This is a genomic window from Gimesia sp., assembly GCF_040219335.1.
In the GTDB taxonomy this organism is placed as follows: Bacteria; Planctomycetota; Planctomycetia; order Planctomycetales; family Planctomycetaceae; genus Gimesia.
In genome coordinates this window covers 58416-77878 of record NZ_JAVJSQ010000031.1, presented here as the reverse complement: position 1 = coordinate 77878, position 19463 = coordinate 58416, and the positions used below count along the sequence as shown (strand labels likewise).

At 53.4% G+C, this 19463-nt stretch carries 22 protein-coding genes; 5 read left to right on the top strand and 17 right to left on the bottom strand.

The window, feature by feature from the left end; genetic code table 11:
* The first annotated feature begins 452 nt into the window (after positions 1-452).
* Positions 453-1673 carry a PcfJ domain-containing protein gene (locus RID21_RS25215; protein WP_350193756.1) on the top strand — a complete coding sequence of 407 codons (1221 nt, stop codon included), beginning with the start codon at positions 453-455 and terminating at the stop codon, positions 1671-1673.
* 46 nt (positions 1674-1719) lie between these two features.
* Here RID21_RS25215 and RID21_RS25210 read toward each other — a convergent pair whose 3' ends face one another.
* The 3 genes from RID21_RS25210 to RID21_RS25200 form a co-directional block, all read right to left on the bottom strand.
* Positions 1720-2481 carry a tRNA(His) guanylyltransferase Thg1 family protein gene (locus RID21_RS25210; protein WP_350193754.1) on the bottom strand — a complete coding sequence of 254 codons (762 nt, stop codon included), beginning with the start codon at positions 2479-2481 and terminating at the stop codon, positions 1720-1722.
* Complete coding sequence (locus RID21_RS25205) at positions 2471-2917, bottom strand: AAA family ATPase (RefSeq protein WP_350193752.1); 447 nt, start codon at positions 2915-2917, stop codon at positions 2471-2473. Before RID21_RS25205 ends, RID21_RS25210 begins: the two co-directional genes overlap by 11 nt.
* A 243-nt stretch (positions 2918-3160) precedes the next feature.
* Positions 3161-3406: a hypothetical protein gene (locus RID21_RS25200; protein ID WP_350193750.1), complete on the bottom strand. Its 246-nt coding sequence runs from the start codon at positions 3404-3406 to the stop codon at positions 3161-3163.
* A 279-nt stretch (positions 3407-3685) separates the two neighbouring features.
* On the opposite strand from RID21_RS25200, the gene RID21_RS25195 reads away from it, so the two are divergent.
* Positions 3686-4570 carry a PcfJ domain-containing protein gene (locus RID21_RS25195; RefSeq protein WP_350193748.1) on the top strand — a complete coding sequence of 295 codons (885 nt, stop codon included), beginning with the start codon at positions 3686-3688 and terminating at the stop codon, positions 4568-4570.
* A gap of 26 nt (positions 4571-4596) precedes the next feature.
* Here RID21_RS25195 and RID21_RS25190 read toward each other — a convergent pair whose 3' ends face one another.
* Complete coding sequence (locus tag RID21_RS25190) at positions 4597-5910, bottom strand: SUMF1/EgtB/PvdO family nonheme iron enzyme (RefSeq protein ID WP_350193746.1); 1314 nt, start codon at positions 5908-5910, stop codon at positions 4597-4599.
* A 241-nt stretch (positions 5911-6151) separates the two neighbouring features.
* Here RID21_RS25190 and RID21_RS25185 point away from each other — a divergent pair, with 241 nt between their 5' ends.
* Positions 6152-8566, top strand: a complete 2415-nt coding sequence (locus RID21_RS25185) for a right-handed parallel beta-helix repeat-containing protein (protein WP_350193744.1) — start codon at positions 6152-6154, stop codon at positions 8564-8566.
* 40 nt (positions 8567-8606) lie between these two features.
* On the opposite strand, the gene RID21_RS25180 is transcribed toward RID21_RS25185, so the two are convergent.
* From RID21_RS25180 to RID21_RS25120, 13 genes are all read right to left on the bottom strand, one after another.
* Positions 8607-9227 carry a pyridoxamine 5'-phosphate oxidase family protein gene (locus RID21_RS25180; protein ID WP_350193742.1) on the bottom strand — a complete coding sequence of 207 codons (621 nt, stop codon included), beginning with the start codon at positions 9225-9227 and terminating at the stop codon, positions 8607-8609.
* A gap of 88 nt (positions 9228-9315) precedes the next feature.
* Positions 9316-9876, bottom strand: a complete 561-nt coding sequence (locus RID21_RS25175; protein WP_145441883.1) for a carboxymuconolactone decarboxylase family protein — start codon at positions 9874-9876, stop codon at positions 9316-9318.
* A 94-nt stretch (positions 9877-9970) separates the two neighbouring features.
* Positions 9971-10552, bottom strand: a complete 582-nt coding sequence (locus RID21_RS25170) for a TetR/AcrR family transcriptional regulator (protein ID WP_350193740.1) — start codon at positions 10550-10552, stop codon at positions 9971-9973.
* 60 nt (positions 10553-10612) lie between these two features.
* Positions 10613-10939, bottom strand: coding sequence for a 50S ribosome-binding protein YggL (locus RID21_RS25165; protein WP_350193738.1), 327 nt, complete (start codon positions 10937-10939; stop codon positions 10613-10615).
* Between the two features lie 74 nt (positions 10940-11013).
* Entirely contained in the window at positions 11014-11391 is a 378-nt protein-coding gene (locus RID21_RS25160; protein WP_350193736.1) for a hypothetical protein, read from the bottom strand.
* A gap of 65 nt (positions 11392-11456) precedes the next feature.
* Positions 11457-11978, bottom strand: coding sequence for a YegJ family protein (locus tag RID21_RS25155; protein WP_350193734.1), 522 nt, complete (start codon positions 11976-11978; stop codon positions 11457-11459).
* A gap of 140 nt (positions 11979-12118) precedes the next feature.
* Positions 12119-12736, bottom strand: a complete 618-nt coding sequence (locus RID21_RS25150) for an SET domain-containing protein (protein WP_145042338.1) — start codon at positions 12734-12736, stop codon at positions 12119-12121.
* Positions 12737-13004: 268 nt separating this feature from the next.
* Entirely contained in the window at positions 13005-13379 is a 375-nt protein-coding gene (locus RID21_RS25145; RefSeq protein ID WP_350194477.1) for a DUF805 domain-containing protein, read from the bottom strand.
* Positions 13380-13513: 134 nt separating this feature from the next.
* Positions 13514-14224, bottom strand: a complete 711-nt coding sequence (locus RID21_RS25140; RefSeq protein WP_350193732.1) for a hypothetical protein — start codon at positions 14222-14224, stop codon at positions 13514-13516.
* Positions 14225-14407: 183 nt separating this feature from the next.
* The gene (locus tag RID21_RS25135) at positions 14408-14761 is read right to left on the bottom strand and encodes a VOC family protein (RefSeq protein WP_350193730.1); all 354 of its coding nucleotides are present in this window, start codon (positions 14759-14761) and stop codon (positions 14408-14410) included.
* Positions 14762-14799: 38 nt separating this feature from the next.
* Positions 14800-15243, bottom strand: a complete 444-nt coding sequence (locus RID21_RS25130) for a GNAT family N-acetyltransferase (RefSeq protein ID WP_350193728.1) — start codon at positions 15241-15243, stop codon at positions 14800-14802.
* A gap of 451 nt (positions 15244-15694) precedes the next feature.
* Positions 15695-16327: a hypothetical protein gene (locus RID21_RS25125; RefSeq protein ID WP_350193726.1), complete on the bottom strand. Its 633-nt coding sequence runs from the start codon at positions 16325-16327 to the stop codon at positions 15695-15697.
* A gap of 112 nt (positions 16328-16439) precedes the next feature.
* Positions 16440-17561, bottom strand: coding sequence for a DUF3500 domain-containing protein (locus tag RID21_RS25120; RefSeq protein WP_350193724.1), 1122 nt, complete (start codon positions 17559-17561; stop codon positions 16440-16442).
* A 442-nt stretch (positions 17562-18003) separates the two neighbouring features.
* Between RID21_RS25120 and RID21_RS25115 the strand changes: the two genes are divergently transcribed.
* Together RID21_RS25115 and RID21_RS25110 are read left to right on the top strand one after the other, a co-directional pair.
* Positions 18004-18420, top strand: coding sequence for a hypothetical protein (locus tag RID21_RS25115; RefSeq protein ID WP_350193722.1), 417 nt, complete (start codon positions 18004-18006; stop codon positions 18418-18420).
* Between the two features lie 176 nt (positions 18421-18596).
* Positions 18597-19343, top strand: a complete 747-nt coding sequence (locus RID21_RS25110) for a dioxygenase family protein (protein WP_350193720.1) — start codon at positions 18597-18599, stop codon at positions 19341-19343.
* The last annotated feature ends 120 nt before the right edge of the window (positions 19344-19463 follow it).

The following is a 19463-nucleotide window of genomic DNA, read 5'->3' as shown; positions in this document are numbered from 1 at the left end:
TTTTTCAATGCGACGCAGATTTGGTACAGCGCATAACTTCGGTAAATAAGCTGCTAATCGCTGCAACTCATTGTCTTGTCTGTCATCACCGAACCAGGGAGTGACGTAGATCGCATTTCCATAGTTGCGTTCTACTTTGCGGGGGAGGATTCACCTGGTTGATTTCATGATAAAGCCGAACCGTTGTTCGGAGTCTGTGTCTATGTCGATGAGAAAATGGAGGCCTGTTGTAAAGGGACTCCCCAATAATGACACGAGAGCCTGAGCCTGGTTCTCTGCAGTGCCTGTCCGGCACTCTGCACCACGAGGTGATCTTCATGCGAATCGATACGGGTTTGATCTGACGAATCTCAAGTGAGCATATCAATGGCGTTTTACGCCAAGGGTATGACTTTGGAGGCGGTGTATGCGCATCGCAGGTCTGATTATTCCTTTTTCTCAGTACGGTAACCATGAATTCTCAAAACCGAAAACACTACGCCGCCCGTTGCGTGGATGCGCTGATTGCGCAGTCGGCTGCCATGCGAACAGCGCATCGGAAAAAATACTGGCGATTGATTCGCGTGATTCGTTCACAGACCAGACTGTTGTCCGCTGAGCAGCATGGTGGTTTTCTGGCTCCCGTAAACGCCCAGGCGGTGATCGCAGCCTGTAAGAGAATGGCGCGGCGTAGCTTTGCCTGGAACCGTCATCCGGAAGATTGGGGAGTACCCGCGGGCAGCCCCCTGGTTCAACTGCGGTCTCTGGTGCATCATCTGTTCGATCAGTATCCCGTCCCCGAATTTCTGACCGCCGCCTGGTGGAATGAAAACGAGGCAGCGTGGGAACTGGATCTCTATCTGCACCTGGCACAAGGCCGGAGTGTGCGGCAGTTTCCCAATCCATTATTTCAAAGCTTGACTAAAAAAATGGGGGCCCTGTATATGCACTCCCCCGCTGATCTGTCACCCTTTGCTGCACTGAACTGGGCACGCATTCGGGCACTGGGAGGTGATGAGCGGCTGGCGCGGATTCTGATTTCACGGACCCCACTTTGTTATCCCTTGCAAGATCAGCGTTTCTGGGATTCGGTATTTCGATTTCTGGTTAAGCATCAGCCAATTTCTGCGGATGAGATTGTCGAAATCGTCCATTTTCTTTTTCAGCAACGAATTGAACCTGCTGAGAAGGTCTGGGGGAAAGGGGCCGGTCCCTTTCCGGTGCAACCCGATTTCTCTCTGAAGGGGCGTTCGCTGATGTCGCTCCGGCGGCACATGGTTCACTGGAAATCGGATCTGATCGAAAATGGGGTGATGCCTCCGCCGGAGGTCGACCCGCTCGATTTCCCCTGGCGGAGAAGCGCGATAGGTGAATTCCAGTGCGAACTCGAAGGGCAGATCTGGAGTATCGAGGAAGTTCTCACGCCACGCCAACTGCAGATTGAAAGCAAGATCATGAAGCACTGCGTGGAGACGTATCTGAATGAATGTGTCCGGCGACAAACGACGATTTGGTCGATGAAAGTCAAAGCCGGTCAGCGACGACGGCGTCAGTTGACGATTGAAGTTCTGCCAGGGAAGAAGGAGATCTTTGAGGCACGCGGTAAAAACAACAGTAAGCCGAGCTCGACGGTTCGAAAGGTTTTAAACCGCTGGGCACACCAGGAGCATTTGACATTCAACGAGACCGTGTAAGGCAGCAGAATTACACTCCCGGCAGCAGTTGTGCCGGGAGCGTGTATCAGGAAGCGTCGAGCAGTTGCGTCAGAAACTCAGTGTACTCTGCTTTACGGGGCAGCTGATCGTTGATGGTCATTCGCCGTCGGAGGGCGACAACCGCTTCCCCGGTGAGGGGATTGACGGCCGGTTTGTCAAACTCTTCCCAGTAGACCGCGATTCCCTGTTTCTGCCAGGCGGGCAGATCGTTGAAGTTGATGCCCCGCTGGAACAGGAGTTCGTTTTTCTGGCCGAAGGTCAGGCCGGATAGCTGCTGGGTGGCCTGTCGGGCGTCGCGTCCCTCTTTGCGGAGACACCAGTAACAGTGTGCGTTCAAGGCATTGCGAGCCGCATCGGCACTGCGCCAGCGAAAATAGTCGATCACCCGGCCCCGGTTGGGAAGCTGTGAAATCCGGCAGTCAAACGTGGCGACCTGTCCCAGTTGCAGCGAGAACTGGGCGCTGGCTTCCCCGGCCAGCAGGGAGTTCAATTTGCGGAGCTTTCGCCCGAACAGACGCTCTTCACAATCAAAGAGCAGGGAGATTTCGTCGCTTTCTGTAAAAGCATAGATGATACGGAATCCGCAGTTCATTAAGGCTTTGGTGGTTCGGACCATCATGTCCCGGAACTGCGCTTCAAAGGGGCGTTCGAACGCGCAGACTTCTTTCGTGAGCCGGGTAAATCCACGACCATCCAGCCGGGCGACCATATACATATCGGGCAGAACGCAGGTGTCCGCAGCGGTTTCATAGACCCGCATCTTCTGATCCAGTTCATCAAAGTTCATCGTTCCACTCCTCAATCTGGAATACTCCCTGTTGCAGACTGACATAAAACAGTTGGTCGAAGCCTTCCTCGAGCGACGGACGCTGCAAGCGTCGGGCTGCAGACAGGATTGCGACGTCGGGAACCCGCGCGGGGGGCTCGCGTTCTGCATTCCGCTGCAGGCAGGGATCTACGCGGGAGGCAAAATAATAACCGGTGATGGTAAAGCCGGCCTGGCGGGCCAGCTGTATGTATTTGGCACGTTCTTCGCGGCTCGGGCTCGTGTTGTCGACCACGAATTGCTGGCCGATCTGCAGGCAGGTTTCCAGGAAACGTGTTTCCCGAGCCCGCGTCTTCAAGAGATCGAGGCTGATGCGCACGTGGGTTGCGAAAAACTTCTGTCGGTAAAAAGAGCTTTTTCCGGCGCCTGGAATACCAGTGAAGATGATGGCTTGCATTGTTGTTCCTCTCAATTGTGAACCCTGCCATCGGGTAGTGTGTCGTAGATCAAAGTTCACCCCAATTCTTATTTCGAAAGGAGGAAACGATGTTATTCAGATCGACTCTGAAACACAGACAAAGGTTCAAACATTTGATTTCATTTATTACAGAAACGACAGTCAGTCATGTCCCACAGAAAAGGAACGTACACAAAACAGAATGCCGCTGCTGAATTGCTCGCGCATCTGCAAAGCCTCGGCTTAGAAACACCAGAGGATTATCGCCAGTGGTGCGTCGAGAATGGATTTCGCACCAGTCTCCGAAAGAGGCGGTTTCAGCGGCGCGAGGAACTGCTTTATTTCTGTCGCCAGATAGCTATCAACTCTCTCAGACAGAGAAAACAGGAACAGCGGTCGATTGTTGATAAGCTGGAGGCTGTTTGTTCTAAGGAGGTCAGTAAAAAATCCATTACTGATCCTGTATTGAGAATGATCTGGCAACTGCATGATCAGGAAAGTCCCTGCATCAACCATAGCGAAATGACACGCGATTCATTTATGAGGCTGGTCTCCCACCTGTATTGCAGTAAAACGAAGTTTATATTGGATCGAGTAGCATTAACTCAGCAGAGATATCCCTGGGGAGTGCGATACATTGACGCACTGGTTTTCATTGCGTCCAAAGCGAGTTACTGGATTCGACCGATTGAAACCTGGAAACCTAGAGGTACAAGCGCCCGGCGACAGTTTTCGTCGCTTTTGAGACACCTGTTCGTCAAATACCAGATGCCTCGTTTTTTCGATTCCGTCTGGCTGGTAAATTACACTCCGGAGTGCGAGGACTGGAGGGAGTGGTATCTCGAAGTCGGACAAGGACAGAATATCCGAAACTGCCGTTTGCCGGTTTCCTATTCGAAAAAAATGGCGCACTTTTTTATGCAGGCGCCGCAGGATCTTACGATCTTACAGGCGCTGCGCTGGGGACAGGTTCTGGGGATGGGCGGAGATCCTGGTCTGGGCCGGGCAATCATGCAGTCCCCTTTTCCCGAAGAATTATCAAATGACCAGTTTTGGACCACGGTCATTCAATGGCTGATTCATCATGCAAGTCTGTATCGCCGACAGATTCAGTCTATCGTTGAATTCTTACGGTATCAGCGTTTTGGAGTCTTCACAATACCTGGTGATAATGGTGTGTATGATGAAGTTGATGCCCCTGCACCTGATTATTCCATTAAGGGACGGACTCCGCGTTCTTTATTGCGGGATGTTGCCGACTGGCACCGTGAACAGGAACAAAAAAGTAAAATTCCCGAATGTACCTGGGATGCTAGCGGAATTCGTGAGTTTGATTTTGAAGATGAAAATCGCTGGATGATCCGCGAGATATTAACCAGCGATGATCTGGTTACAGAAGGGAACCAGATGAAGCATTGTGTCGCGAGTTATATTGGAAATTGTACCGGCGGCGAAAGTTCGATCTGGTCGATGCAGATTGAGCTTCAGCAGGGTTTCAAAAAGGCGATTACCATTGAGGTCCGTAAAGACAACAACCTGATCAGTGAAGTGCGGGGTAAGGCGAATCGATTGCCAAATCCGAGAGAGCGTAACGTCCTGCGTCGCTGGGCAAAGACAGCGGGGCTCAAGTTTTCGCGCTATGTTAATGTCTGATCAATGCTTGCAGGAACCTTGTGTGATCAGGGATGCGCTGCAGGCAGATCACTAACCGAGCTGACGCAGCGGAAGCCGAGGCAGCGGCCGCGGGCGATGGGGGGGCGGCCCCGGCGATAGGAACTGCGGCAGAGAAGGTTCGGGCCGACCCAGCTGCCGCCCCGTTCGCTGCGGACGCGTGTGGGATGGTGATTCCAGGCATTCGGCTCTGTCGCCTCGGGGTGCTGGTAGAAAGATTCGTCGTACCAGTCGCGGCACCATTGCCAGACGTTGCCCGCCATGTGATGCAGGCCGAAGGGGGACATGCCCAACTCTTCATTGACAGCAGCCAGGGGGAGCGTCTGGGCTGTGTAATCCGATTTCTGCCGATGCAGGCCGGCGCGCAGTTTTTCCGGGGTGGGGGCTGCATCACCCCAGGGATAGACACGCGGAGTGGCGCCGCGGGCCGCGTATTCCCATTGGGCTTCGGTGGGGAGAAAACTTCCCTCGGGATCGTTGGCTTCGTCGCGGTAGTTGCTCCAGAGCCGATTGTTGGCCCAGAGCGAATAGGCGTTCGCGCCATACCAGGAGACCAGAATCATCGGCCAGGTTTCTGTGCCGAGCAGTGGCTGCCAGCCGTAGGATGAGGTATGCTGAATCAACATATGCTCGTCTCGGTCATCTTCCGGATCGAGGACAAACCAGTCGGTCAGGAACGATTCGGGGAGCTGACCGATGGAGTTCAGAAAGCGACAGTAGGCGGTGGTCGAGACCGGTTCGGCGTCGATCAGAAAGGAATCGAGTTCCCCCTCATGCAGGGGGCGTTCATCGGGGTTGGCTGTGGGAGTGTCGCTGCCCAATAATACGGTATCGGCTGGAATGTGGATGCAGCGCATGCCATCGGTGCGTCTGCGCCACATGGTACAGGGACGCGTGGAATCCAGGGGGACGAACAAGTCGGGTTCCGTCAGTGCAGACCGTTTGCCGATGCCATCCAGTTGAGTGAAAGGGACGCGCTGTCCCTTCCCGGGTTGAGTGGCTGGTTGACGAAACCAGTTGGCACGAGGTACAGCACGCGTTCCCATCTGCAGGGTTACCAGTTCCACCAGGTCACAGAGTCGAAACGGCTGGCGGGTGAAGATCTCTTTATGGATGGGATCGCTGAGATCATAGGGAATCGTGATCTGAAACGCGTCTTCCAGGCTCATCATGAGTTCCGTCAGGTCCAGACTGTCGGCACGCAGATCTTCAATGATGCGATCATCCAGCGAGAGTTTTTTCAGAGGAATGTCCAATGTCTCGGAGACGACGGCCAGGAGTTTCTGTTCGATTTCGATCTGGGGTAATGCGGGAAACGACATTGAAGCCTCGCTTGATTATGGATTGAGAATACGATCCGCCTGCTTAATTTCCTCGACCCTATAACCGGTATATTTTACCTGACCGGTTCTGGCAAGAGGAGTCGGAGAACAGTTATACATAATTGGAAATTTCTTCAGCGAGTGAAATCCCGCAGGAGTCGAAGAAGAACCTGAGCCACCATTTTAATCGTTACAGACTGGAATTGATCAATCTCGGAACAATCCCACTGACAGGATGACAATGAACGCTAGAGTTCCCTCTCGACTTCTAGCCCTGCTGCTCCTGACTGCGCCAGGTCTGTTTGCACCTGCGTACGCACATGGTCAGGATCCGGAATGGCTCCAGGAAGATGATTATCTGTATCGCGCCTATTTTGATTTCTCAGGGGCAGCCGGCGGCTACCGTGATGTTGGACAGGGGCTACTGTTTATTCCACTGGCACAAGACGAGGAAAGTCTGTTTTTCGCGGATCTCCGCGGGAATATCTTCAACGATTCTTCTGCTGAGGGGAATTTCGGCCTGGCCTACCGCAAGATGGTCAACGATCAGTGGATCGCGGGCATGTACGGCTTCTACGATGTCCGTCGCAGTCAGTACAATAACATCTTCCGCCAGGGAAGTTTCGGCATCGAGCTGATGAGCATTGAATGGGACTTCCGGGTAAACGGTTATATCCCCAATCAGAAACAACAGCGCGTGGATGGTCTCTCGACGGCTTATCTGAGTGGGAATAACGTGGTCGTGCGGGCTGGTGAAGAACGGGCCTACTGGGGAACCGATCTGGAAATCGGGCGGCTGCTGAAGACTTTCGATCAGATGCCGATCGATGCAGAACTGAGAGGTTATGTAGGCGGTTACTACTTTGATAATAATGCCCCCAACTTCGATAAAATGACCGGCCCCCGGGCCCGCGTGGAATTCCGGATGTTCGATCTGCCCTTTCTGGGGAATGGTTCGCGTGTGGTACTGGCGGGACAGTATCAGCATGACGATGTCAGAGGTTCGCAGGGGGAAGGGCTGTTGACCGTGCGAATTCCGCTGCCCGGCAATGGAGACAGTCAGAAGCTGACCCGCTTCCAGCGTCGGATGGTTAACCCGATTCAGCGTGACATTGACATCGTGTTAAATCAGGGACAGGCACCAGAGGAATGTGCGAAGCTGCAGCTTAACGGTCAGTCGCTGGAGAATATCACCGTCATCGATGCCAATACCGCGAACGCCGAGGCGGTATTCAATGCGGCTGGTGCGGAGAGCGTGGTTCTGTTTGACGGGAGTGCCGGCACGATTGATACCGCGACCGGTTTTGTCTTCAACGATGGACAGCTGGCACTGGCCGGCGGTACCAGTGTGAATGTGGTAGGTTGTAGCTCGGGAGCCGTCACCAGCTTTCAGTATGGCGGGCAACCAACTGTCAGAGGGGTGAATACGATCAATGATATCTTCACCATGGCGGATAACTCGACAATGGTGGGATTGACATTGACCGGCGGTCGCAACGGGATTTACGGGAATAACCTGAGCGGCTTCACGATTACCGGCAACAGTATCAATGGGGCGTTCGAAGATGGTGTGCACCTGGATGGCGACACGAATGGTACCATCACCAATAACACATTTACTGCCAACGGAGTCGTGACCGGCAACGATGGTCTGGAAATCGAACATATGACCGGTGGTCTCGTATCGGGTAACACGTCGCGGGCGAACGAATATGGATATTATTTCAGCCGGGTCATCGGGGGGACGATCAGCAACAACCTGGCTGAGTTGAACGTGACCGATGGTTTCGATTTCGATCACTTCGAGGGGGGAACGCTCACCGGGAATACCGCTCAGTATAACGGTGAAGACGGGTTCTACTTCGATGACGATGTGACCGGTGGTGAAATCTCAAATAACATCGCTCGGGAAAACTATAACTTTGGTTTTGACTTCTATGGTGTTGACGGCGGGACCATCAGTGGTAACCAGGCGATTGGCAATGATTACGCCGGCTTCGCGTTCTACGGAAAAATCAATGGCGGAACCTTTACCGATAACATTGCGAATCTGAATGACGCCGGTTTCTACTTTGATGATAATGTCAACGGCGGGACATTCAGCGGAAACGTGGCCAACGAGAATAATCTGAACGGTTTCTGGTTTAATGACGATGTTGAGAATGCGACGTTCACCGGAAACAGTGCCAGCCAGAACGGTGTCAACGGGATTAAGTTTGCTGATACCGTTGGTGTGGGAACCCTGATCAGCGGTAACTCTGCTCTCAACAACCTGGATGATGGTTTTGACTTTGAAGATGTGAATGGCGGAACGATTATCAATAACCTGGCCCAGGGGAACCAGGAAGACGGTTTTGACTTTGATGATCCGTTCGTGAGTGGAACCTTCAGCAATAATACCTCGATTGGAAATGCGGAGTATGGGTTTGACTTTGTTGATCCCATCTTCGGTGGCACACTGGACGGCAACACTGCCCAGAATAACGGCGGGGCTGGTTTCTCGATCTGGAGTTTCTCCGGTGCTAACACCGCAACCTTCTCGAATAACTCTGCCATCGACAATGCCCTGCAGGGTTACGATGTGCAATCGAGGACTCCCCAGAACGGTACGGGGACAAACACCGGCTCTGGTAACGCCAGTGATAACAGCTTCTAATGCTGATATCACCGTTTGTTGAACCAGACCTCTGATTTTCTTACTGGCTTGATTCCGGTTGCGACTGGAGTCGGGCCAGTTCTGTTTTGAGCTGGCGGTTTTCTTCGCGCAGCTGTTCGAGCAGTGGCAGGATCTCCTGCTGGGGCAGACGAGGATGGATGTGCTGCGGGCAGTTGACGTCCCAGGCTGAGATCGTAAACAGGATGGCCCGTTCGACCCGTCCCGGGTATGTGGGGTCGTGCAGATGCGTCAGCAGTTCTGCGTCGTCTTCCACGACGCGCGCCGTGCCCCAGATTTTGACGCGGCGACGGTGGACGTAATCGATCAGGAACAGAAAGGCCTGCGGGTTCTCTGAGAGATTCCCCAGGGTAATGAACTGACGGTTGCCCGCGAAGTCGGCAAAGCCGAGTGTGGACTCGTCGAGGACTTTGAGAAAGCCGGGATTACCGCCCCGATACTGAATGTAAGGCTGCCCGGTGCGGCTGGCTGTACCCAGGTAAAACATATCGAGGTGCGACAGAAAGTCCTGCAGATCGTCGGTTATTTTCGTCTGCCAGCCTGACCCCTGTTCCATCCGGGCATACTGGGAGCGGGAACCGTTGCGGGACTGTAATGCTTTGACTGATTCAGTAAAGGCGATATCGCTGGGAACCGAGTGCATGACATACCTGTCTGCTAAACAGAGATGAAAAGAGGGAAGGGGAATGCGCTCGAGAGCGAATCCCCTTCCGGAAAATGACTGCAGACTCTCAGTGACTGCAGGCGTTGCCCGCACAGAGCGGTTCGACTTCCGGGAAATCGACTTCGGTCTGGGCGATGTTGTTGAAGTAGTTCGTAAAGATGTTGAGGGCCACATTGGCGGCGATCTCCGCGACCTGTTCGTCGCTGAAACCGGCGTCACGTACTTCCTGCAGATCCTGGTCAGAAACCTGACCCCGTTTGTGGACGATTGTCCGGGAGAACTTGAGCAGGGCAGCCGACTGCGGATCGCTGTCGACCCCTGCGCGGCTGTCCCGGATCTGTTCCGGACTCAGCCCTGCCATCTTCCCCAGGGTGCTATGAGCGGCCAGGCAGTAGTCACACTCGTTCGCTTCCGCGACGGTCAATGAGACCTGCTCCCGATGCTGATCTGTCAGGGCTCCCTGTTTCAACAGTCCGCTGAACTGCAGATAAGACTCGAGGACTGCGGGGGAGTGAGCCATGGTTCTCATCAGATTGGGAGTCATCCCCAGTTTCTGTTGAACAGCATCCAGCAAGGTGCGGGCTTTGTCGGTAGCGGCTGCATTGGTGAGGGCGGTTAAACGTGGCATGATCGTTCTCCTTTTAAAGTGAAAGTAACAGTGAAACGCAAATTCTTGTAAACAGACAGGTCTGTATAATTAGTGGTAAAATAAAAAGTGAAGCTTACTGCGAGAGCACACCGGCAATCAGTTGAAAGGCAGCCGCTTCGGCGATTTCAGCTGCCTCGGAATTTCCTTCGCTGGCTGAGGTGACGATGGCCCCTTCGACGAGGACGGAAATCGCGGGTGCGACTGCCCCGGCCTGGTCTCCTTCGGACTCGATGATGATGTCAGTCAGTTGCTGTTTGAAACGACGTTTATGCTCGGCACAGAATTCGGTTGCCGCCGGGTTCGAGTCAGCCAGTTCCGAGGTGGCGTTGATGAAAGCACACCCACGGTAATCCGGACATTCGAACCAGTCTTTTAAGGCAGCGAAGAAGGCACGCAGCGGTTTCAAGCCGGCTGACTGATGTTCCATCATCCGTTGTTTGATATACAGGTCAAATTGTTCCTCCCGATATTTCAGCACCGCCAGGACGAGGTCGTCCTTGGATGCAAAATGATTGTAGAGTGTCATCTTGGCGACACCCGCTTCTGCGATCACCCGGTCGATGCCGACGGCGCGGATACCCTCTGCATAAAACAGTCTTTCGGCTGTTTCGACGATGCGTTTGCGGGCACTGGATGCTCTGGGTGTCTTATTCATAATTGAAATATACAGACCTGTCTGTTATTGGTCAAGAGATAATTCAAAAAAAATTCGAATTCAGTTTGCGTCGCCAGAATCATACCAGCAGTCGACCAGAGGGCCGAATCGATAATCCTGCACAGCAGAGTGCTGCTCCAGCCAGTCGCGTATTTCAGTCAGGCGTTCCTGCAGACCGTGACTTGCCAGACCAAGCTGAATGATGCCTTCCAGGAGCGGAGACTTGCCGCCCCCACCAAACTGGCACTGATTGCCTTCAATGGCTCTTTCAATCCAGGCATCGAGAAATGCTTGATAATCGACTCCCGGATCGAGGTGGACTTCCATCGTGACGCACCACTCCTTGAATTCCCCCAGATGTTTCTTTTTACGGAGTCGTTTTCGCATCTTCCTGAATTTCGGTTGAACAGGATAAAGTGAGTTGAGGTACAGATTCTATAAGTTCATTTTCCAGGCCTGATTTACCGCAGGGCTGCCAGAATCAGCAGGATGACCGTGACCAGGGCGAGAATGACCAGGATGCAACCCCAGTCGAAGGGGCGGGACTCGGCTCCGACAACTGACTCGTAGCGGATCAGATCTTCCAGCTTTTCGGCATTGTGGGGGTGTCCGCATTCGCAGGGAGTGTCGATTTCTGCGTAGCGGAGTCCGGCACATTTGGGGCAGCGGCCACAACAGGTGCAATAGGGGAGTTCGCACTCCGGGCAGTCTTTGATCTCCGGTTTTACGCGTCTGAGTCCACATACCGGACAGCGACCGCAGCCGGGGCAGACAGCGCGGGTGGGATCGAAGATGGCCTCTTCACAACCCAGGCAACGGATATAAGGAAACTCGCTCATCTCTGCTTTCTGCGGGCGGGGCACAGGGGCAAAGTCAGTCGACGGACACCGGTTCCGTGCGGGGGCTATTCAATTTTGAAGGGGATGGTCGTATCGAACTCTTTTCGCTGTTCTTCGGTCAAACTGTCGCGGACGACACGTAAGGTATATCCGCCGACCAGTTTACCATCATCCACGTACATCCAGTCTGAAATCTGATCCACGGGAATGTTGATCTCATCACCCACGACATATTTTTTGATCTGATAAGGCTCGTTATCCAGGGTGCCGTAATATTTGCCGGCTTCGATACGGACCGGAGTCGTCCAGACATGTTCCTGGTGTTCGCCATCTTCCACGAGTAACTTTACTGAGAAGAAGTCCTGACCGGGCTGCTGTTTCTCGAATGCCGTCTGGAACTGGTTGAAGCTGCCGCGGGCCTTATCGATCGCAGCGACCATTTTCGGATCATCTGATTTGACGTAGGTTATTGCGGGTTCGCCTTCGCGTTCGACCATCTCACCCGAGCGGGGTGGCTGGTTATCACACCCGACAGTCAGGCTGAGGGTTGTCAGCAGAATCAGGGAGGTGAGGGACGAGGCTCGCATGGCGGTATTCCTGAAACAGAGAGGCAAATCGTAAGTAAGGTGGTTTACAATAGTGGTGTAACCATCCTAACGCACGCCGCCTTCTGTGTCAGGTACCGGGATCAGAAATGGGGGGCGGTCAGGGGAAATCGATTGTCGGTTCAGACTTCCTGCAGTTCGGGTTGTCGATCTTCCTCGCCGTTATAGTAATTCGTGAGAATCGACTTCATCTCCTGGTTTCCCCGGGAGATTTCCACAATTTCATCCCACATCTCGTCTGAGAGCAGCTGTTTCAGCGGCTGTTCCAGGCTGGGAATGTGGTGAAAGACTTTGAGCAGTTTGCGGTCCCAGACCTTGTAGTATTTAATCAGGTCGTTGGGGTACACGATTTTGCGGCGGGTGCCTTCATCGATGCCCCGGAAGGGAGAGGGGATATTCAGGTAGCCGTAATCGTCAGTCAACTGTTCGCCGGGGTGGATATCCCGGATCGCGATTTCGAAGTCGTAAGCGGTGGTGAGACAGTTGGAGTTGAAGCTGTGGTTGACGTAGCGGCCGTTGTCCCAGCAGAGGACCAGATTCCCCTTGTTATTGCGGAACGAGTAAGTATCCAGGATGTTCTGGTAGATCTCGTCCATCGATTGAAACTCGTTCGAACTGAACTCGCGATCGAGCTTGTCGAGGACCCAGGTGATAGAGCCGGCGGGGATGAATTCGGTGGCAACAACGCCATAACCGATTTCGTTGCTGATGAATTTCAGCTCAGTTTTGGGGTGTATCATAGGAAAATTCTCAAATACACGGTCAGGGAGTGTGTCCGCAGGTTGGTGGCTTTGCGCAGCCCCCCGGTCACACGGTCTTTATTTCACAGAGCACCTCTTTGAATTGAATGTGTAAAAAGCTGGCGCATATATATCGTCGAAATTTGGGTTTGCCCAGTCCGGAATCAGAAAAATTTTCCGAATTAGGGCAGGTCTTTTTTCCAAGGCTGGACCGACCTCCCCGGCAGGAGACACTGCGGACAACCTGCCAGGGGAATGTGGTATCGTTTTACTGCGGCTCGGGGGCCAGCTTAGGATTGGGGCCGTAGGCGTTCTCGTTGGGGTCACTGTCGATGACCTTGAAAATGAACATGATGATCTGGCCGAAGACGGGAATCAGATTGATCAGAATCCACCAGCCACTTTTATTAGTATCGTGCAAACGGCGAACAGTTACCGCCCAGTAGGGCAGGAAGATAAACAATGTGTAAACGCCGGAGAGGGAGACGGAGATCAGCCCGCCCGTTTCTCCAATGATAGCGCCGACAATTCCGATGAGGATCCCAATCAGGAAGTTCATCAATACGAACATCCAATATTCTTTTCTACGTGCCCGGCCGTTAAATTCAGCATATTTCCGGATGACAGCCATGTACCAGTTCATAGCGTAGCCTTTCTGTTTTCCTTGGATGTCAGGAGCGGGTTCTGTTTCAGCCGGGCGAAAGTGGGATCGCAGGGGCTGTTCACTATAGTATAGCACACATTGTCAACCTCCCCGGAATAAACCAGATTTTGTGGTCAGAACCCGGGATCGACTGGTCGGGCTACAGTGCGTGTGGGGCGTTTGACGCAGGTAATCGCCCACCAGATCAGTGGCAGAATCAGAATGACAGCCAGCAGGTAGATTTCGTCACCATAGGCGAACTGGAGTGCCGGCAAGAAATTGGCTCCGAGATCCTCCATCACATCGGAAAGCCGGGGACCGTAGGTAAGAAAGCGATATGCCGCCCGGAAGCTTAGGATCACTCCAAAAAAGAACAGGAAAATCAAGGCGGGGATCCCACACCGCCAGGCCGGTAAGGGGGCCTGTATTTCGTCCCAGTCTCCCGTATGAAATTTGAGTTTGCGAGCGAATGCGTTGCGTCGGTCGACGGTGTTGAAGCGGAGGTTGAACCGCCTGTTTTTCTGTTTGATCGTATCGTAATAGTGCACCTTCAGGCTGGAGGTGCCTTTAAAAGCAATTTGACCGAAAAAGCCTTCGGACCATTCCAGGGCCTGAATGTCGGCCAGGGGAGTCCGTCTCACCGGGTTTTCCAGGGGGGAGTGCCCCTGGAGAACTTCAAACGGATCGTATCCCTGGTTGAGCTGGTCGAGGACTTCCTGCTGCCATTTTGATTTCATGGTGGCAGCCAGCAGTTCCCTTTCCGTGATCAGGAAAATCTTGTACCAGGGGCCGACAATGTAGGAGTCGAGCACCAGGATTGCGCCTGATTCTTCGTCTTCTGTCATTACTGTTTGTATTCTGAAGAAAGATCAATCGAGAGAAGTAGGGACACCGAAACAATAGCAGTCCCGTGTCCGACACACTAAAATTAAGACGGCTTCATGGTAGTGTTCGCGTGAATATTACGCAAGTCGTCTCAGTGGATCGATATTTGTCTTGGGAATACAGACAGCGATGTGAGAGAGGAGTTACTTCTCCGACCAGACGGCCAGTTCATTGCCCGAGGGTTCCTGAAACTGGAAACGCCTGCCGCCGGGAAAGGAGAAGATTGGTTTGACGATCTTGCCCCCCGCTGCTTCCACTTTACTGAGCGTCTCCTCCAGATTCTGACTAAAGAAAACGAGCAGTGCTCCGCCCGCATCGGTGGTGGAGCAGAGGTCGGATTGAAAAAAGCCGCCTTCCAGGCCAGCATCCGCGAAGGCCGTGTATTCCGGGCCATAGTCGGTGAACGACCAGCCGAAGACGGTTTCGAAGAAGGCTTTGGTAGCAGGGAGATCCCGGGCAGGGAATTCGACGTAGTTGAGACGCTCGTGGTCAGGCATGAAGGGGGCTCCAGACGAAAGGATGTGTTGGCGTCAGCTTAAGTGATCGCGGTCTGGAATTGTAGTCTGAGCAGTGTTTTTCCCGTCGGTTCGTGGACGGATTCCGAGAGAGGCTGAAAGCCGTACTGTTCATAAAAGCGGCGTCCGATTGCATTGGCAGCGAACACTTCCACCTCCAGGTTTCCCCGTAACTCCCGGGCCTGATCCATCAACGCCCGACCGGCCCCGGTGCCCTGGTGTGGGGGATCGACGAAGATCGCACCCACTTCGTTGCCGAGCAAAGCGATAAAACCGATGACACGCTGGTCCTGTTCAACGACCCAGGTTTCAGCGTTGGGCAGATAGAGCTCGGGGATATTCCGCCGTTCCTGATCCAGGAAATCATCGGTGAGAAACGGGTGTGCCAGACGCGTGGCACTCTCCCAGGCAGCGAGCAGGTCTTGCAGATCGTCAGCCTGGTATTCGCGAACAGTTCGACTCATCTTCATTCCGCCGGTTTTGATTTCGCAGGAAGTGGTTGGGCTACCCTGAACGGGGCAGTGCAGGAGATAATCTGCAGACAACAGAACCGGGAAAAGGTTCGGGTTGAATTTTGATGTAATTGAAGTTGTTCGGGGATCGTCGAAAGATATTTCTTTTTAATCTCACAGATTTCTTTAGAATGAGATGATGTCTGGTAAGTCAAACAAAAGTCGAAGCAAGGGGCGTCTTTGTCCGGTCTGTAAAGGTACTGGATTGGACAAAACTGCGCATCATCGTTACACGACCGGCGGTCACGACGATCGTTCCTGTCGATACTGCCATGGAGAGTGCTACCTCAATGAAGATGACGAAAGCGCATTACAGCAAGATGGCCCTACGGCGTGATCATTTTCTACGATAAACAGAGGTCAGCACACCGTGGCTACTTCTAAAACATAACGTCATACCGAATTATTTTCTGAATGGACTGCGCGACAGGGAGAGACGCAGATCTGCTTCCTCAAATGGCCAGGGGCCTTGCAGGCCGGATTCGATCCAGGTGTTGAGGCGGGTGAAGAGTTCGTCCTGGTGATTGATGGTTGTTCCGGTGCGTTTATCAAAGCGGGCGAGCTTGAGAAACAACGTTCGGGCCTGGGCCGGGTGGGGACATTTCTGATAGATTTGCTTTTGTGTGTGCGGTCCGAGGGGGAGCCAGCTGAACTGTCCTGAAGCCAGCCTGCCTGATTGCCAGGTTCCGACCTGCCAGCCAAAGAGATCGAACCCACCCGCGGAGGTCCTGCGGACCCAGACATGCTGATGTTGCGGTTCCACGTGTGTACGGTACCAGTCGCTGCAGGATGTCGGCTGATTTCGCGAGGAGAGGAACCAGCCTGTGCCCACGACCCGCCATTGCGTCTGTTTCATGCCGCAGATCGCACAGTCATGATAAGTGGCGATGATGACCGGGAACAGCAACAGAAACAGCAGGAGCAGAATCGCGTTGATCCAGGGACCGATCCGGACGCGACGGGGTAGCGAACCTCTCTGCTGAGTCGCAGGCTGGTTTGCGTTCGAGCTGGTTGAAGGGGCGGGGCGCTGGTCCATGGGGGTAAATTAACCTGTAGATCAAATTCCGTCCATATGACTTCTCCTCAACGAAACAGGCCCGATCGCAGTACGCGGATCGGGCCTGGTGAGGGGAAGTTTGAACTCAGAATTATTTCTTGTGCTGCTTCGAGTAATGCTCTTTGAGCAGGTCGCGACCAAAATCGCCGTCAAATTCGCGGAAGACCGCATGCACGTGATTGGCATCGTTCTGGGTGTTCGCGAATTCAATCAGGAAGACCTTGGACTGGATGCGGTAGTAGTGGAACTGGCCGCGGGCCTGACCGCCACTCCAGGCGAAGTAAAGGTGGTCGCCATCCCGCAGATTCCCGAGATAGCGGGTTCCCTTGAGCAGTTCCGGACGGAAGCGGCCCAGGTAGGCGTTGACCAGACGCAGCAGCATTTTCTGCTGTTTCGGGTCGAGGTCGGCGTACTGAATGCCTTTGTGTGGAACGAGTCCTTTGTCGACGACAGGATCGTCGGTGGTAAGGACTTCCTTGATTACGCTTTTGGCGAGCAGTTTCTTGTCTACTTCAGCGGTATCAATTGTGGCGATGGCCAGCTGATCCGGATTGAAGGATTTGACCAGATTCAGAGCCAGCTGCTGTTCTTCCTTGAGAACTTCAACGCCTTTGAGGGGGCCCTGCATGACGGTGGCGGGGTTGGATCCGAAGAAGGAGGGGGTGACGGAAAATTTTTCGCCGTCGACGATGGTGACATTCACGCTGAGGTGATGCCCTTCGAACCGCCAGCCCCAGGTTCCCTTGGGATCGGGATTACCGAAAATGGAGACGTAGTAGAGTTCCGGGTTCCGGTAGTCTTTCCCTTCCAGTTCGAACAGAACCTGCTCCAGGGCGCGGATGGAATTCATCTCGAGATAGCCGCGGTGCGAGAGTGCTGTTGCGGGGAGGGTGACAGCGAAGATCTTCTGCTGTGGTGACATTTTCGTCATCGGCAGTCCGGTGCGACCCCCGTCTTCTTTGATGGCGAAGTCAGGAATGAAGTACCACTGATCGCGTTCTTTGCTGTCCATTTTGAAGGTCGCCGCTTTGCGTTCTTCTGCGGACAGCGATGCGAGGAAGCGTTTGGCGGCGCTGGCCATTTCGCGGCTGGCGCGGCTGATCTGGGTTTTCTGTGCCTTGGGTGGTGCGGCGTCTGCCGGACCGGTGCTGGCCAGGTTCCAGCAGAGACCGGTAATCAGGGCCAGGCAGGTGAGTCGATGGTAGGTCTTCACGGTGCAGTTCCTTATTTCAAGATGAGCGAGGGATAAGTTTGAATCACAGCCCCGAAATCCCACAGGGGCCGTTGGTCAGTTCGCATTTTCTTTCGCCATCTTAACAAACGTCTGCTGGCGGGAGTAGTAACCAGCGGAATCCGGGAGACAATGTTTCGCTGCTGGCTGATTTCACGAATGACAGAAAAAGTCGCTTCTTTTTTTAAGATTGATCCCTAACCGGCGAACTTCCATTTGTCAGCTGGCAATCACAACTCTGACAGCGACTTACTGAGATTAATAAAAAAATGGAAATGATGCACAAAAACGTGCAACTCACGGGATCTGAATATTGTCTTACAGGAGTGATTTACTGAGAACAGCAGTTTCGTAGTACGGGTAATCCATTTGAACTTTCACTTCAATCAACTTTCGCGGGCACCGAAAGTGGGGAATGGCTTTAATGAAAGATATGCTCACCACCACTTCATCGTTGATCGTAATCCTGTTCTGCCTGTCTGTCCTTTTTCTGAGCGAAGACCCACCCGACGCCACGCCGGGCGTCGTTGAACTCCCCACTCGGCATAACGCTCTCAATGCTGAGACAAAGCATCCCCTGGCAAAAACGACGTTCTTCCATCGCGTACAGTCTGTGAGGTTTAAGAAAGGGGTGCTCAACTTTGTGACTGTCGGTGAAGAGGGGCTGGAAGATCATTTTTTCCTGATCCGGGATAAGAACGTGATTCTCGTTAAAGCTGCTGGCGGAAACATGCCCCGTAATTCTCTCAAATTCGAAGACGACGGGCATAATACGCTGCTCGTGACCATTCCAAACACCTTTGACGTAGACCTTATGAAAGAGCTGACTGCCCAGTTCTGACCGGACGTTACAGGGATACTTAAAGTCGGAAGAAATCCGCCATTGTGGATGGATGATCTTTCTGGGAATTTGCCGGAAATCGCTTTTTTTGACGAAACATTCGCCGAAAATACCCGTTAAATGTTAAAATGGTTGACAGATAAACTTTTTTAACTCTGAGAGACAGGGAGCATGTAATGCAACGTCAATCGACAAGCGCTGGTCGGCGGGATTTTCTTAAATGGTCTTCTTTCAGCCTGGCGGCGTTTACCACCCCCGGGTTGATGGCAGAGGAACTGATCCGGACGCCATCCATGACCGAAGGACCGTTCTACCCGGATCGGATGCCCCTGGATACGGACAATGACCTGCTGGTGATTAACGATTCCATCACGCCTGCGGTGGGAGAGGTCACGCACCTGACTGGCAAAGTTCTGGACAGCAAAGGGAATCCCCTGCGGAATGCGTTTGTCGAAATCTGGCAGGTGGACAACAAAGCCTCTTACATTCACACGCGTGGCGAAAATAAAGAGGGGCGTGACGGCAACTTTCAGGGCTACGGCCGCTTCCTGACTGATTCTAAGGGGAAGTATTATTTCCGCACGATCAAGCCGGTTCCCTATCGGGCGGGGCGGGGATTCCGTACGCCGCACATACATGTTGCCATCAGTCAGAACGGACACCGGATTCTGACTACGCAGCTGTTGGTCAAAGGGCACGAGATGAATGCGGAAGATGGCGTCTACCGTCAGATCCGCGATCCTCAGCAGCGGGAAACGATTCTGGTCGATTTCAAACCGCTGCCCGATTCGAAGCTGGGAGAGCTGGCTGCGAACTTTGATATCATTCTGGGGAAAACCGCAGAAGAAAATCCGGATGGCACCATCAAGGGGGGCATCGGTAAATCCGAGTTCGGCAGCAGACAGCGTCCGCCCCGCAGGTAATGACGGGGAGTGAACCGGTTTTGTACTCCTGACCGCTGCCAGAGTTGATGAACGGGAATAAGATCCCCATAATCGACACCAGCAGTGATCAACCGATTTCACTCCCGTCACACATTCTGC

What these genes read in the sequence shown, in the direction of transcription:
- RID21_RS25140 (WP_350193732.1), bottom strand. Translation starts at nt 14,224, where the DNA reads ATGACAGAAGACGAAGAATCAGGCGCAATCCTGGTGCTCGACTCCTAC.
- RID21_RS25205 (WP_350193752.1), bottom strand. Translation starts at nt 2,917, where the DNA reads ATGCAAGCCATCATCTTCACTGGTATTCCAGGCGCCGGAAAAAGCTCT.
- RID21_RS25200 (WP_350193750.1), bottom strand. Translation starts at nt 3,406, where the DNA reads ATGCAGTTGCCAGATCATTCTCAATACAGGATCAGTAATGGATTTTTT.
- RID21_RS25210 (WP_350193754.1), bottom strand. Translation starts at nt 2,481, where the DNA reads ATGAACTTTGATGAACTGGATCAGAAGATGCGGGTCTATGAAACCGCT.
- RID21_RS25185 (WP_350193744.1), top strand. Translation starts at nt 6,152, where the DNA reads ATGAACGCTAGAGTTCCCTCTCGACTTCTAGCCCTGCTGCTCCTGACT.
- RID21_RS25195 (WP_350193748.1), top strand. Translation starts at nt 3,686, where the DNA reads ATGCCTCGTTTTTTCGATTCCGTCTGGCTGGTAAATTACACTCCGGAG.
- RID21_RS25110 (WP_350193720.1), top strand. Translation starts at nt 18,597, where the DNA reads ATGCAACGTCAATCGACAAGCGCTGGTCGGCGGGATTTTCTTAAATGG.
- RID21_RS25215 (WP_350193756.1), top strand. Translation starts at nt 453, where the DNA reads ATGAATTCTCAAAACCGAAAACACTACGCCGCCCGTTGCGTGGATGCG.
- RID21_RS25160 (WP_350193736.1), bottom strand. Translation starts at nt 11,391, where the DNA reads ATGAGCGAGTTTCCTTATATCCGTTGCCTGGGTTGTGAAGAGGCCATC.
- RID21_RS25175 (WP_145441883.1), bottom strand. Translation starts at nt 9,876, where the DNA reads ATGCCACGTTTAACCGCCCTCACCAATGCAGCCGCTACCGACAAAGCC.
- RID21_RS25150 (WP_145042338.1), bottom strand. Translation starts at nt 12,736, where the DNA reads ATGATACACCCCAAAACTGAGCTGAAATTCATCAGCAACGAAATCGGT.
- RID21_RS25165 (WP_350193738.1), bottom strand. Translation starts at nt 10,939, where the DNA reads ATGCGAAAACGACTCCGTAAAAAGAAACATCTGGGGGAATTCAAGGAG.
- RID21_RS25115 (WP_350193722.1), top strand. Translation starts at nt 18,004, where the DNA reads ATGAAAGATATGCTCACCACCACTTCATCGTTGATCGTAATCCTGTTC.
- RID21_RS25180 (WP_350193742.1), bottom strand. Translation starts at nt 9,227, where the DNA reads ATGCACTCGGTTCCCAGCGATATCGCCTTTACTGAATCAGTCAAAGCA.
- RID21_RS25155 (WP_350193734.1), bottom strand. Translation starts at nt 11,978, where the DNA reads ATGCGAGCCTCGTCCCTCACCTCCCTGATTCTGCTGACAACCCTCAGC.
- RID21_RS25190 (WP_350193746.1), bottom strand. Translation starts at nt 5,910, where the DNA reads ATGTCGTTTCCCGCATTACCCCAGATCGAAATCGAACAGAAACTCCTG.
- RID21_RS25125 (WP_350193726.1), bottom strand. Translation starts at nt 16,327, where the DNA reads ATGGACCAGCGCCCCGCCCCTTCAACCAGCTCGAACGCAAACCAGCCT.
- RID21_RS25145 (WP_350194477.1), bottom strand. Translation starts at nt 13,379, where the DNA reads ATGAACTGGTACATGGCTGTCATCCGGAAATATGCTGAATTTAACGGC.
- RID21_RS25130 (WP_350193728.1), bottom strand. Translation starts at nt 15,243, where the DNA reads ATGAGTCGAACTGTTCGCGAATACCAGGCTGACGATCTGCAAGACCTG.
- RID21_RS25135 (WP_350193730.1), bottom strand. Translation starts at nt 14,761, where the DNA reads ATGCCTGACCACGAGCGTCTCAACTACGTCGAATTCCCTGCCCGGGAT.
- RID21_RS25170 (WP_350193740.1), bottom strand. Translation starts at nt 10,552, where the DNA reads ATGAATAAGACACCCAGAGCATCCAGTGCCCGCAAACGCATCGTCGAA.